Here is a 13,786-nt window from a genome sequence, read left to right as displayed (position 1 = left end):
GGCAGCGAGCAGGGCTTCGGCATCGGCGAGAAAGTCGCCCATGCAGCAGCGAAGCTGGAAGCCGGGCCCGCCTCGCTGGCTCAACCGGGCGCAATCGAGGCATCCCATCCGCCGCCAAGCGCCCGGAAGGAGGCGATCGCGGCCCGGGCGGCAGCCGCTTTCGACTGAATTTCGGCATCGCGGCTCGCGAGAAGGCGCTGGTCGGCGTCGAGCACGTCGAGCAGGCTGGACACGCCACCTTTATAGGCTGCGAGCGAGGATGCGCGGGCCCTGGTGAGCGAGGAGACGCCTTCGTCAAGAATCCGCGCGCGGGCCTGCTGCTTGACGAGCGCCGTAAAGGCGTTCTCCACATCCTCCGAGGCTCTGAGGACGGTCAGGCGATAGGCGGCCAGGGCCTCGGTATTGCGGCCACGTGCTGCGGCGATCTCGGCATCGATACGGCCGAAGTCGAACAGGCGCCAGCGCAATCCGAGCACGCCGCTGGCCTGGGTGGCATTGCCGCCGAACAATCCGCCGGCGCCCATGGTCGCCGTGCCGAGCAGGCCGCTCAAGGAGAATTTGGGATAATATTCGGAGATCGCGACTCCGATCCGCGCATTCGACGCGGCAAGCGTGCGTTCGGCCGCGATGATGTCCGGACGCCGGCGCAGCAAGGCGGCCGGGCCGCCGGCGTCCGAGACCGCAGGGACGTTGGGGATCGGCGCGGCGGCCGCGAGCTCGGACCGGGTCGATCCGGGCTGGAGGCCGAGCAGGACATCCAGCGCGTTCATCGCGGCGTCGAGATTCTGCTCGAGCTCCGGAACGCCGGCTTTCACTTGCGCCAGAGCCCCCTCGGCCTGGCGCAGCTGCAGCTCGGCCGCGACCCCTTTGCGATACTGCAGCCCGACCAGGTCGACCAGCTGCTGCTGGACCCGCTGCTGGCTCCGGGCGACGTCGAGCCGCGCCTGGAGGCTGCGGATCGCGACATAGGTGTCGGCCGTCTGCGCCGCGACGATCAGCCTCGCGGCGGCGGCGGCGGCTGCGGATGCCTGCCAGTCGGCGCGCGCAGCGTCGCGCGCGGCGTCCTTGCCGCCGAAGAGATCGAGCTCCCAGCTCGCGCCGAGGTTCAGCTCATAGCTCTGCGCTTCCCGCTCGAACCCCGGCAGGGCGCTGGCGATGCGGCCCTGCGGCGTCTCGAGCGACTGATAGTTTTCGCTCGCCTGGCCGCTGACCTGACCCGAAGGAAGGAGGTCGGCCTTGGCGTGACGCAGCGCGGCGCGCGCCTGCACGACGCGGGCGCTCGCCTGCTGCAGGTCGAGATTCTGCGCCAGCGCGCGTTCGACCAGGCGTGCCAGCAGCGGATCGTCGAACGATCGCCACCAGTTCACCAGATCGGTTTTTGCGGCCTGCCCCGTCGCGGCCTCGACGGCAGGGCCGCCCATGAACGCCGGTGGCGCCGCCACCTGGGGCGCCACATAGGCCGGACCGACGGCACAGCCGCCGAGCAGCGCCGCCGTCGCGGCGGCGGTCAGGATCGAAGGTGAAATGCGCATATGCGGTCCGGCAGCAGCTTCATGAACCATTTCATGAACGTGTGACCAATGACATATATGGTCACAGTTTGTCAATCCGGTCTATTGACGCTATGCATCGAGTCATGAAGACTCAAAGCACAAGCAAGGCCGCTACGCGCGGACCGGCGGAACATTCGGTGCGGGACCAGATCGTCAAGGCCGCGCGCGAATGCTTCGCGCATTATGGCTATGACAAGACGACGGTCGCGGACCTGGCGCGCGAGATCGGCTTCTCCAAGGCCTATATCTACCGCTTCTTCGAATCGAAGCAGGCGATCGGCGAAGCGATCTGCGGCGAGTGTGTAGGCGGGCTATTCGACCAGGTCCGGGAGGCGGTGGACCAAGGGGAGGACGCGACCGACAAACTGCGTAGATTTGCGAGAACCGCCACCACCGCAACCGTCGAGCTGCTCTTCTCCGATCGCAAGCTCTATGAGATCGCGGTCCATGCATCGTCCGAAAACTGGGAGGTCGTGCGGGCCTATACCGAGCGCCTGCAGGGCCTGCTCGAAGAGATCCTGAAGGAAGGCCGCGAGAGTGGCGAGTTCGAGCGCAAGACCCCACTCGACGAAACCCGTCGATCGATCTTCTACGCCTTCCTACCCTTCATCGATCCGATTTTCCTCGAGCGCAGCCTCGACCTCCTGCCCGATGCGCAGACCGAGGTGACCGGGCTGGTGCTGCGAAGCCTCGCGCCCTGAAGACGAAGCACTTGCTTGTGACTAGTTGACATATTGGTCACATGATGACATCTGGTTCCGACTGAACAGGAGGAACCTGCGTGTCGATATCGTCTTGCGCGCGAAGCGTCGGAATCGTTGGATTGATGGCTGGGACGCTGGCCGGGTGCGGGCAATCGGACGCCGATCCGCGCACCGAGCCGCCGCTGGTGCGAATCGCCTCTGCCGGCGCCGCCGAAGGAAGCGCCCGCGAATTCACCGGCATCGTTGGCGCGCGTGTGCAGAGTGATCTCGGCTTTCGAGTCGGCGGCAAGGTGGTGGCGCGGCTGGTCGATGCTGGCCAGGCCGTTCGCCGGGGCCAGCCGCTGATGCGGATCGACCCCACCGACTACACGCTCGCGGCGCAGGCGGCGGCCGGCACGGTCGCGGCTGCGCGCGCCCGCGCGATCCAGACCGCCGCCGACGAGGCGCGTTACCGCGATCTCGTATCGGCGGGTGCGGTTTCGGCGTCAGCTTACGACCAGGCAAAGGCGGCTGCTCTTGCAGCGCGCGCCCAGCTCACCGCGGCCGAGGCGCAAGCGCGCGTCAGCCGGAACGATGCCGCCTACACCTTGCTGGTCGCCGATGCGGACGGCGTCGTCGCCGAGACACTGGCCGAGCCGGGACAGGTGGTCGCGGCCGGCCAGACGGTCGTCCGGCTTGCGCGCTCGGGCGCCCGCGAAGCCATTGTCGCCTTGCCCGAGACGCTTCGCCCGGCACTGGGCACGGAGGCGGAGGCGCGGACCTATGGCGGGCTTGGCGGCACCGCCCGGCTACGGCAGCTCGGCGATGCGGCCGATCCGGCGACGCGGACCTTCGAGGCGCGGTTCGTCCTTGCCGGCGCGCCCGCGAGCGCGCCTCTCGGATCGACGGTAACCGTCCGGCTCCGCACGCCCGGTCAACAGGCGACGATCGCGGTTCCGCTCGGCGCGATTTACGACCGCGGCAAGGGACCCGGCGTCTGGGTCGTTGCCGGCGGGAACAGTCCCAAGGTCAGCTGGCGCCCGGTACGACTTGCCGCCATCGGTGAGGAGAAGGCAACCGTGTCGGCTGGGTTGCGCCCGGGCGAACGCTTCGTCGCGCTGGGCGCGCACATGCTCCACCAGGGCCAGCCGGTCCGCGTTGCGGCGGGCGCGGTCCGTTGAGCGAGGCATCCGAATCCCAGGGCAGGTTCAACCTGTCCGCTCTCGCCGTCCGCGAGCGCGCGGTCACGCTGTTCTTCATCATCGCGATCTCCGCTGCCGGGATCGTCGCCTTCCTCAGCCTCGGCCGCGCCGAGGACCCGAGCTTCACCATCAAGCAGATGACCGTGGTGACGGCCTGGCCCGGCGCCACCGCGCAGGAGATGCAGGACCAGGTCGCCGAGCCGCTCGAAAAGCGGCTGCAGGAGCTGCGCTGGTACGACCGCGCGGAGACGTTCACGCGCCCGGGCCTCGCCTTCACCACGCTGATCCTGCGCGACCAGACACCCCCGTCCGAAGTGCAGGAAGAATTCTACCAGGCGCGCAAGAAGCTGCGGGACGAGGCACCCACGCTGCCCCGCGGCGTCGCCGGTCCGTTCGTCAACGACGAATATGGCGACGTGACCTTCGCGCTCTATGCGCTGAAGGCCAAGGGCGAGCCGCAGCGCGAGCTTGCCCGGCAGGCGGAAACGCTGCGCCAGCGGCTGCTGCACGTGCCCGGCGTCAAGAAGATCAACATCGTCGGCGAACGGCCCGAGCGCATCTTCGTCGAGTTCGCGCAGGATCGGCTGGCGACGCTGGGGATCGCGCCACGCGCGATATTCTCGGCGCTGGCGCAGCAGAACCTCGTCACCCCGGCAGGCGCGATCGAGGCGAACGGACCGCAGGTGCTGGTGCGGCTCGACGGCGCCTTCGACGATCTCGAGAAGATTCGCGACCTGCCGATCATCGCCAACGGCAGGACCTTGCGCCTGGCGGACATCGCCGAAGTCCGGCGCGGCTATGAAGACCCGGCCACCTTCCTGATCCGCAACCAGGGCGAGCCGGCCCTGCTGCTGGGCGTGGTGATGCGCGAGGGCTGGAACGGGCTCGACCTCGGCAAGTCGTTGAGCGCCGAAGTCCAGGCGATCTCGTCGGAGCTGCCGCTCGGGATGTCCCTCGTGCCGGTCACCGACCAGGCCGTGAACATCTCCCAGGCCGTCGATCAGTTCATGCGGACATTTCTCGAGGCACTGGCAATCGTGATGATCGTCAGCCTCATCGCGCTCGGCTGGCGAGTCGGCATCGTCGTCGCGGGCGCGGTGCCGCTGACGCTCGCGATCGTGCTGGTCATCATGTGGGCGACCGACAGGGTGCTGGACCGCATCACCCTCGGCTCGCTGGTTCTCGCGCTCGGGCTGCTGGTCGACGACGCGATCATCGCGATCGAGATGATGGTCGTGAAGATGGAGGAGGGCTTCGACCGCATCAAGGCGTCGGCCTATGCCTGGAGCCACACCGCCGCGCCGATGCTGGCGGGCACGCTGGTGACGGTGATCGGCCTGATGCCCGTCGGCTTCGCAAAGTCCACAGCCGGCGAATATGCCGGAAACATCTTCTGGGTCGTCGGCTTCGCGTTGCTCGCATCCTGGGTCGTGGCGGTGATCTTCACCCCCTATATGGGCGTCAAGCTGCTGCCGGCGATCAAGCCGGTCGAAGGCGGCCATGACGCCATCTACCAGACGCCGCGCTATCAGAAGGTGCGCCAACTGATCCGCTGGGCGGTGAAGCGCAACCGGCTGGTGACCATCGCGACGCTGGCGGCGTTCCTGATCGCCGGTGCGGGCATGACGCTGGTGAAGAAGCAGTTCTTCCCCACTTCCGACCGCCCCGAGGTTCTGGTCGAAGTCCAGATGCCCAAGGGCACCTCGATCGAGCAGACCAGCGCCGCGACGGAAAAGGTCGAAGCCTGGCTGCGCAAGCAGCCGGAGGCGAAGGTCGTCACCGCCTATGTCGGGCAAGGCGCGCCGCGCTTCTTCATGGCGCTCTCGCCGGAACTGCCCGATCCGTCCTTCGCCAAGATCGTCGTGCGCACGCCCGACGAGGAGGCACGCGACGCCTTGAAGAAGCGCCTGCGGCAGGCCGTGGCCGACGGTCTCGCTCCTGCCGCGCAGGTGCGGGTGACGCAGCTCGTCTTCGGGCCCCCTTCGCCCTATCCCGTGGCGTTCCGCGTCAGCGGTCCCGATATCGACAAGGTGCGCGCCATCGCCGAGCAGGTCCGCGCGACCATGGTCGGCGATCCGATGATGCGCACGGTCAACACCGACTGGGGCGAGCGGGTGCCGACGCTGCACTTCGTGCTCGACCAGGACCGGTTGCGTGCGATGGGCCTGACCTCGGGCGATGTCGGCGAGCAGCTGCAGTTCCTGCTCTCGGGCGTGACCGTCTCGCAGGTCCGCGAGGATATCCGTACCGTCGACGTGGTCGCGCGCTCCGCCGGCGGGACGCGGCTCGATCCGGCGCGCATCGGCGATTTCGCGCTGACCGCGGCGAATGGCCAGCGCGTGCCGATCAGCCAGATCGGCAAGATCGAGCTGCGCATGGAGGATCCGATCCTGCTTCGCCGCGACCGGGTGCCCACCATCACCGTACGCGGCGACATCGCCAACGGCCTGCAGCCGCCCGACGTCTCGACCGCGATGTTCAAGAAGCTCCAGCCGGTCATCAGCGGCCTCCCGAGCGGATACCAGATCGTCATGGGCGGCTCGATCGAGGAGTCGGGCAAGGCCAATGCGGCGCTGGCCCCGATCTTCCCGATCATGATCCTGCTGATGATGATCGTCATCATGCTGCAGGTCCGCAGCTTCTCGGCGATGACGATCGTGCTGCTGACCGCGCCGCTGGGGCTGATCGGCGTCGTGCCGACGCTGCTGCTGACCGGCCAGCCCTTCGGCTTCAACGCCATCCTGGGGCTGATCTCGCTGGCCGGCATCCTGATGCGCAACACGCTGATCCTGATCGGCCAGATTCAGGAGAACCAGCAACAAGGACGGACGCCGTTCGACGCCGTGGTCGAGGCGACCGTGCAGCGCTCGCGGCCGGTGATCCTGACGGCGCTGGCCGCGGTCCTCGCGTTCGTCCCGCTCACCCATTCGGTGTTCTGGGGGGCGATGGCCTTCACGCTGATCGGCGGCACATTGGTCGGCACGATCCTGACGCTCGTCTTCCTGCCCGCGCTCTATGCGCTCTGGTACCGGATCAAGCCAGGCGAGCAGAGCCCGCAATCAGTGGCGGCGGAATGAGCGCGCCCGGTTCCGATGAGCCGACGACGACATCCTGCCGCGAGAGTGGGTCATGGGCAGCTCTGCGAGGCTCAGCTAGCCCGACTGCATCCGAAGACCGCACTGTCACGGGAGAGGATCTGATCGAGAAGATCGAGTGCGCCGCCGGCCTGAGACCGGCGCTGGATGCGCTCGCGCGCTGGCGAGTCGAAGTCCGCAATGAGGCACAGGAACACCCTTCAGGATGAGTGTTGCTAATCTAGCAATATAGTGATTTGATCCTCACGGATCACGAATTGCGGTGAGGACGAGATGTTGAAGAAGGGCCGAGTGTGGGGGCGGGCTGCCGTGCTGACAGCATTGATGCTGGGCCATGGCTTTTCGCTCTCGGCTCAGGAGCTCGAGGCTGGTTTCGCTTCGCCCCCTCGCGAGGCCAGGCCGCTAGGTTGGTGGCACTGGATCAATGGCAATGTGACGATCGAGGGCATCGATGCCGATCTCGATGCCGCAAAGGCAGCCGGAATGGGCGGGCTGCAAATGTTCGACGTGGAAATCTACGCCCCGCCCGGACCGGTCCGTTACGGCTCGGAGGCATGGTTCGCACATGTGCGCCACGCGATCCACAAGGCGGCGGCGCTTGGCCTCGAATTCCACCTGATGAACACGCCGGGCTGGTCGGCGAGCGGGGGGCCATGGGTTTCGCCCGAACGCTCGATGAAGCGGCTGGTCTGGAGCGAGACGACCGTTTCCGGCGGCCGGGTCTCGATAACCCCGCCCCGCCCCGACCTGACGCCCGCCTATTCCGAACGCGCGGTGGCAATGCGGCCCTTCTATGCCGATATCGCCATGGTGGCCGTACCCGCCAGCTCGGCGCGGATTGCCGACATCGATAAGAAGACTGGCTGGGGCAGCCGGCCGATTACCCGCGACACGCGCACGCTCCCCGCAATCCCTGCCGATCGCGTGATCCTCCTCTCCGGCAAACTCGATGCCGCAGGGAGGATGAAGGCGAATCTGCCGCGCGGCACATGGACGATCCTGCGCTTCGGCTTCACCACGACCGGCAAGACCAACCACCCCGCGCAGCCCGAGGGCCATGGGCTGGAGATCGACAAGCTCGACGCCGCCGCGGTCGCCTTCCAGTTCGAGCATTCGCTCGGCCGAATCATTCACGACGCGGGTCCGCTAGCCGGAACGACGCTCAACGCCATTCTCTTCGACAGCTTCGAAGGGGGGTTCCAGAACTGGACCGCGGCGATGCCCGAGCAATTCGCGCGCCTGAAGGGATATTCGCTTCTCCCCTGGCTGCCCGTGCTGACCGGGCGCGTCGTCGGCTCCGCGGAGGCGAGCGAGGCGATGCTCTGGGACTTTCGCCAGGCGATCGAGGAGCTGATCGCCGAGAATTACTTCGGGACGATGCACCGACTGGCCGCGCGGCACGGCATGAAGATCTATTCCGAGTCCCAGGGCGGGCCCGTCACGCCGATGTCCGCTAACCGGCATGTCGACGTGCCCATGAACGAGTTCTGGATGCCCAGCGCCGAGCCGCGCGCCGCCAGCATCCGGATGACCACCTCGGCGGCGACCTTCCTTGGACACAATATGGTGGCCGCCGAGGCTTTCACTGCAACGCCTGAGAATGGCCGCTTCCAGAACACGCCCGCCAGCCTCAAGCGCGCCGGCGATTCCGCCTTTGCGCTGGGGCTGAACCGGTTCGCCTTTCACAGCTTCACCCACCAGCCCGTCACCGACGCGGCGCCGGGCTTCAGCCTGGGTCGCTATGGCACGCATTTCGGGCGCCTGAACACCTGGTGGCCCTTTGCCGGGGCATGGATCGATTATGTGTCGCGCAGCCAGTTCCTGCTGCAGCAGGGCGTTCGCGTCGCCGACGTCTGCTTTCTGGTTGACGAGGATCTCGGCTATGCCCTGCCCAAGGCGCTGCTCGGTTCGCTGCCCGGCCATGATTTCGAGGTCGCCTATCCCGCGGACATGCGCGCTATGTACGTCGAGAACGGCGTGCTCAAGCACCCCAGGGGCGCAGCGTTCCGGCTGCTCGTCACGCCCGAGCCGCAGACCTCGAGGGGCTGGGTTGCCGAGATCGCTTCGCTGCGCAAACTGGTGTCGCTGGTCCGCGCCGGAGCGGTGCTGGCCGGCCCGCCTCCCGTAGCGCCGGCGGGGTTGAGGGATCTGGAGCAAAAGCCGGAGTTCGATCGGCTCGTCCGGGATATCTGGGGAGATTTGCCCCAGCGCGGATTCAAACCCTTGGGCAAGGGCAAGGTCTATGCGGGCCAGACACCGCAGGAAATCCTCCGCGCCGAGAAGGTCCCACCCGATCTTCGCTGGGATGCGCCGATGGAGCCGCTCCGCTTCCTCCATCGCCGAGCCGATGGCGCGGATATCTATTTCGTGTTCAACAATTCGGACCGGCCGCAGCGGACGCGGCTTGAACTTCGCATCGGCGATCGAGTGCCCGAAATCTGGGATGCGATGCGCGGAACACATGCCGAAGCGTCGCTCTTCGCCAAGACGGACTCGGGCATCTCGGTCCCGGTCCAGCTCGAGCCTTGGGGATCGACCTTCCTCGTCCTTCGCAAACCGCTGCCGAAACGCTGGGCCGTCGACGGCGGCGCAAACGGCTTCAACCTGCTCGACAGCCCCGGCACGCTGTTGACGCAGGCACGGACAGTGCAGCTTCGCTATTCGGACGGCTCGAACCGTGCGGTGCGCCTGCCCGCAACGCCCGGGCCGCTAGCGATCGGCGGCTGGCAACTCGAATTTCCCAGCCTCGGCGCGGCGGGAAAATCGCGGCCAGTCGACCGGCTTGCCTCCTGGACGGAGAGCATGGTTCCGGACATCCGCCATTTCTCCGGGACCGCGGTCTACAGGACGCGCTTCGAGGCGTCTCCCTCCCGCACCGGCGCGGTCGCCATCCTCGACCTCGGCCAGCTTGCGGACATCGCCCGCGTCCGCGTCAACGGGCACGATGCCGGGATCGCCTGGCGCCCGCCCTTCCGCCTCGATGTGACGCGCTGGCTGCAGGCGGGCGGCAACACGCTTGAGGTCGAGATCGCCAATCGCTGGGTCAACCGGCTGATCGGCGACGAGGCGATCCCGGTGGATCTCGCCTATCAGAAGAATGGCAGCCGCTTCACCGACGGGCGCCTGCTCAGCCTTCCCGCCTGGCTCTATCGGCCGGGCGGCCGCCGCGAATGGCCGCGGCACAGCTTCACCACGTGGAAACATTATGAAGCAGGCGCACCGCTGCTGCCTGCGGGGCTGTTGGGACCGGTGAAAATCGAATGGTGGCAAATAGTCCCCGCCACCGCAGAATAAATTGCTTTTATAGTCACAATATGGATATCCTCCGTAAGCGACCGGCTCCTCAAGCCGGCGCGAACCGGAGGAGAGGAAAATGACTAAACGTGCCAAGCTGCTCGTGGCCGGAAGCGTGTGCCTGACGGGCGCCGCGCTCGCATCCTCTGTATCTATGATAGCGTCAAATAATGCCCAAAGCTCGGGCAGGATCGAGATCGCACCTTCGCAACCGGAAGCGACCGCAGTCGGTTCGTGGCCGAGAAACTCGGCGGTATCGCTGTCCACGGCCAGCCTTGCGGCCCCCACGCTTCAAATCCCCAGCGGCTCTCCGATCGAGACCTTCCACGACTCCGCGGTCGACAAATGCGGAACGACGGAAATCCGCCAGGACGGGCCGGTGCGCGTGTTCGAGGATCAGTTCAACGTCATCCACATGACGGTCTCGAACGCTCAGGCCGTGGGGTATCAATGGACCGGGTCGGTGACCGGCTTCACCAACAATCCCAAGACCGCTGCGCTCGACTGCACACCGGTGATGCAAGGCTATGTCAACAACAGCGACGTCAGCAAGTTCGACGAGAAAACATGGATTCAGGGATTCCATTTCGACGGTACGACCGCCTGGGCCTATGGGCATCAGGACCATTGGGGCGGCCTGCCCCGTTTCGACAATACCAACTGTCACAAATCGGGCGACACCTATGAGGATCCCGACGGTAGCGGCCCTCTGCCCGCTCCCGAACGCAAGCCCGGCTGCTGGTACGCCTCGATCGCGACCTGGAAAGCGAATCCCGTGTCGAGCGCCGACCGGCACCTGAACTTCACGCGCAACGGCACGGCGCCGAACCACACCGCCATCTATCCCCATGTTCAGTACCCGGGCGATGCCCTCACCCCGAAAGCCGGCTGGATCGGCTATGGCGCGCCCTCCAACATCTTCCGGGGCCGCAATCAGGACGGCACGACCGACGGCTATTGGTACATGTTCGCCTATACCAACTCGGGCTATGCCGGGCAGGCGAAGGGCGTGTGCCTGTTCCGCAGCAGCAACCCCGCGGACCGGACGAGCTGGCGGGCGTGGAATGGCAGCACGACCACGCCGGGCTTCACCCAGGCGATGGGCAATCCCTACACCACCACCAACTCGACTTGCGCGGTGGTGCAGCCATCGCTGTTCAACACCTATGTCCGCAGCGTCGTGTGGCACAAGCCGTCGCGTCACTATATCGCGATCTACCGCGTCGGCGCCACCGGAGTCTATTGGGCGACCTCGCCCGACATGCTCAACTGGACTCAGGGCGGGGAGTTGCTCGCTTCGGACAGCGACGCCGCGAGCTATCCGGTGCTGATCGATTTCGACGGGGGCGATTATGGCGACAGCAATTTCGACCGCGCCTATGACAACGGCAAGCTCTATCTCTTCTATCGCAAGAAGGTCTCGGGCGCCGTCCGCATCACGCGCCGGCTGGTCGATGTGACCAACTATCCCGCCGACCCGCCCGGCTCGAGCAATCCGGGCTGACCGGGGATAACCAAACGCCCGCGCCCTCGGTGGCGCGGGCGTTTGCGATAGAGCAGGTCGAGCGGCACCGCTTCCGCCATGGCGCGATATCCGGCCGGGCCGGGATGCAGCCGATCGCCGCTGTCATAGGCCGGTCGCAGGGCCAGCGGATCGGCGGGATCGGCGCCGATCCGGTCGAAGTCGATCACTGCGTCGTAAAGCGGGCTCGTGCGGATGAAGCGGTTGAGCGCGGCGCGCACGCTTTCCCGTTCCGGTGTGAATCCCTGACGGCGCGTGGGCAACAAGGTTGCGCCGACCACGCTCAGACCGCGCAACCGGGCCCGGAGCGCAAGCTGCGCGTGCGCCTGGATCAGCGCCGCCGCGGCGATCGGCGTGCCGTAGATGTCGTTGATCCCTTCGAACAGCACGAGCGTGTGGACGCCGGGCAGCGCGGCGATGTCGCGATCGAAGCGCGCGAGCGCGTTCGCGCCTGCACCCGGGCGCTGCGCGGTGATCCGATTGCCCGAAATGCCGAGATTGGCGAGGCCCAATGGCAGGATACCGGGCGTTGCCGCCACGCGCCGTGCCAGGAAATCGACCCAGCCCTGATAGCCGCCGCGCGGTTCCGCGCCGCTATCGGTGATCGAATCGCCGAGAAAAGCGACGGTGCCGGCGTTGGGTGTATCCTCCCCGATCAGTGCATCGACGAAGAACCAATGCGGCGCGCGCATCGGGAATGCCCCCGCATCTTCCGTGGCGCCGAAATCCCCCGGCGCGGAAAGCCAGGACCAATCCTTCGGACGCAAATGGCCAGTGACCGCCGATGGCCTGCCGCGCACCGCAAGGCTGGCCAGAAGGTCGGCTCCGGCGGCGATCGGAAGCGCAACCTGATCGCTTATCACGCTCGCTCCCGCCGGAATCGAGATCGAACGCTGGCCCCCGAACGCAAGTTCGCGGTTCGTCCCTCGCCGCACCGCGGCGCCCGCGTCTCTCAGCCCGAGATGCGCCGACGCGATCTCCAGCGGTTGGGTGCCGAAGGCATTGCTGATCCTGATGCGCAGCACCGGCGCGCCGGCGGTGGCGCGCAGCGCGAGCCGCACCGTCTGGTCGGCGACCGCATAGTCGAGCCGATCGATCGCTGCCGCCCACAGCGTAAAGGGTGCCGATCCGGACGTCGCGGACGTGCCCGCCGCGGCCGCCACGGGCATGGCGGCCGCGCCGAACAGCAGCGACCGCCGGTCGATCATTGCGGCGGCTCGCCAACTGCCTGCCAGGCAGCGACGACTGCCCGGGCGCGCTTCGAGGTCTCGGTGACCGCCACGTCCACGCCCGTCCCGGAGCCGATTACTGCACGATCCCCGAATGCGCCGGCCAGCGCGGCGATGCTCGTAAAGGGGTCGGGCGAGTTGAGCGGGACTTCGATCATGGTGAAGCCCGCGTCGAGCAGCGCCGCGCCCGTCTCCACCGCTGCATCCGGCGCGATTCCGCGCAGGATCGGAATCAGCGGCAGCCGCGCGCTTGCCTGTTCGAACGCTGGTGTCATCGCCGCGTAATCCCCGCCCCGCCATCGATGCCGACCACGGTACCCGTGATCCAGGCGGCGGCATCGGAGGACAGGAACAGGATGAGATCGGCCACCTCCTCCGCTGTGCCGAGACGGCCCAGCGGATGCCGGCGCACGTTCGCGGCTCGCGCCGCGGCGGGATCGGGCGCGCGATCGAACGAGGCGCGCAACATCGGCGTGTCGATCGATGCCGGCGCCACGCCGTTGGCACGAACGCCGCTCTCGCCGACTTCGAGCGCAAAGGTCTTGAGGAAGGTCTCGAGCGCCCCCTTGGAGGCGGCATAGGCGGCGAGGCCGGGTGCGCCCATCCGCGCATTGATGGAGGAGACGAACGTGAACACGCCCTTCCCCGCCCGCTGCATGTCCGGCGCGAACGCCTGGACCAGGCGGAGCGCACCGCCGACATTGACGTCGTAGACGCGCAGGAAAGCGGCCGGCGAGGACTGCAGCGTGCCCGCAAACTCGGTCGTGGCGGCGGCATGGACGACGATCGTCGGCGCGCCGAGCCGGCCGCGGACCGCATCGGCGGCAGCTGCGACGGCGGCATCGTCCGACAGGTCGCACGCGACTGCCGCATCGCCGATGTCGGGGGCCTGCAAATCCAGCGCTGCGACACGCGCGCCTGCAGCCGCGAACCGCGCGCAAACGGCGGCGCCGATCCCGCCTGCGGCCCCGGTCACCACCGCAATCTCGCCGTCAAGCCGCATCGATATCCTCCCAACCCAGCGCACCGCCCCAGGCCACGTCGCGCACGGGCCGATCGCCGGCGGCGAACAACGTGGCCTCGATCCGCGTCGCCCGGCGCTCGCCCGGGCCGAGCGTGATCGCTGTCCCGCGCGCCGCGGCCTCCGCTACCGAAGGCAGATCGCAGCAGGGTTCGAGCGCCAGCATCGTCCGCGCGCCATACCAGGG

The 13,786-nt window shown here is 67.4% G+C and carries 10 protein-coding genes; 5 read left to right on the top strand and 5 right to left on the bottom strand.

Annotation, left to right across the window (positions count from 1 at the left end; genetic code table 11):
* Positions 1–80 precede the first annotated feature (80 nt).
* Positions 81–1,532 (bottom strand): efflux transporter outer membrane subunit, encoded by a 1,452-nt coding sequence (locus tag ACMGER_RS08940; protein WP_436811808.1) that lies wholly within the window; start codon positions 1,530–1,532, stop codon positions 81–83.
* A 158-nt stretch (positions 1,533–1,690) separates the two neighbouring features.
* On the opposite strand from ACMGER_RS08940, the gene ACMGER_RS08935 reads away from it, so the two are divergent.
* From ACMGER_RS08935 to ACMGER_RS08915, 5 genes are all read left to right on the top strand, one after another.
* Positions 1,691–2,254, top strand: a complete 564-nt coding sequence (locus tag ACMGER_RS08935; RefSeq protein ID WP_436811807.1) for a TetR/AcrR family transcriptional regulator — start codon at positions 1,691–1,693, stop codon at positions 2,252–2,254.
* A gap of 125 nt (positions 2,255–2,379) precedes the next feature.
* Positions 2,380–3,417, top strand: coding sequence for an efflux RND transporter periplasmic adaptor subunit (locus tag ACMGER_RS08930; protein ID WP_436811806.1), 1,038 nt, complete (start codon positions 2,380–2,382; stop codon positions 3,415–3,417).
* Positions 3,414–6,515 carry an efflux RND transporter permease subunit gene (locus ACMGER_RS08925; RefSeq protein WP_436811805.1) on the top strand — a complete coding sequence of 1,034 codons (3,102 nt, stop codon included), beginning with the start codon at positions 3,414–3,416 and terminating at the stop codon, positions 6,513–6,515. The genes ACMGER_RS08930 and ACMGER_RS08925 overlap by 4 nt, the downstream gene beginning before the upstream one ends.
* A gap of 327 nt (positions 6,516–6,842) precedes the next feature.
* Positions 6,843–9,827 carry a glycosyl hydrolase gene (locus ACMGER_RS08920; protein WP_436811804.1) on the top strand — a complete coding sequence of 995 codons (2,985 nt, stop codon included), beginning with the start codon at positions 6,843–6,845 and terminating at the stop codon, positions 9,825–9,827.
* A gap of 379 nt (positions 9,828–10,206) precedes the next feature.
* The gene (locus ACMGER_RS08915) at positions 10,207–11,331 is read left to right on the top strand and encodes a hypothetical protein (RefSeq protein ID WP_436811803.1); all 1,125 of its coding nucleotides are present in this window, start codon (positions 10,207–10,209) and stop codon (positions 11,329–11,331) included.
* On the opposite strand, the gene ACMGER_RS08910 is transcribed toward ACMGER_RS08915, so the two are convergent.
* The 4 genes from ACMGER_RS08910 to ACMGER_RS08895 are packed head-to-tail and all read right to left on the bottom strand — an operon-like array spanning position 11,292 to position 13,765.
* Positions 11,292–12,557: a GDSL-type esterase/lipase family protein gene (locus ACMGER_RS08910; protein ID WP_436811802.1), complete on the bottom strand. Its 1,266-nt coding sequence runs from the start codon at positions 12,555–12,557 to the stop codon at positions 11,292–11,294. The two genes, ACMGER_RS08915 and ACMGER_RS08910, sit on opposite strands and share 40 nt — an antisense overlap.
* Complete coding sequence (locus ACMGER_RS08905) at positions 12,554–12,853, bottom strand: beta/alpha barrel domain-containing protein (protein WP_436811801.1); 300 nt, start codon at positions 12,851–12,853, stop codon at positions 12,554–12,556. Before ACMGER_RS08905 ends, ACMGER_RS08910 begins: the two co-directional genes overlap by 4 nt.
* The gene (locus tag ACMGER_RS08900; RefSeq protein WP_436811800.1) at positions 12,850–13,581 is read right to left on the bottom strand and encodes an SDR family NAD(P)-dependent oxidoreductase; all 732 of its coding nucleotides are present in this window, start codon (positions 13,579–13,581) and stop codon (positions 12,850–12,852) included. The genes ACMGER_RS08905 and ACMGER_RS08900 overlap by 4 nt, the downstream gene beginning before the upstream one ends.
* Positions 13,571–13,765 (bottom strand): hypothetical protein, encoded by a 195-nt coding sequence (locus ACMGER_RS08895; RefSeq protein WP_436811799.1) that lies wholly within the window; start codon positions 13,763–13,765, stop codon positions 13,571–13,573. Before ACMGER_RS08895 ends, ACMGER_RS08900 begins: the two co-directional genes overlap by 11 nt.
* Between the last annotated feature and the right edge of the window lie 21 nt (positions 13,766–13,786).

It is taken from the genome of Sphingomonas astragali, from assembly GCF_051400615.1.
Taxonomy (GTDB): Bacteria; Pseudomonadota; Alphaproteobacteria; order Sphingomonadales; family Sphingomonadaceae; genus Sphingomonas.
Note: the sequence above shows the minus strand (reverse complement) of the source record. Positions and strands in the feature narration are given on the sequence as shown.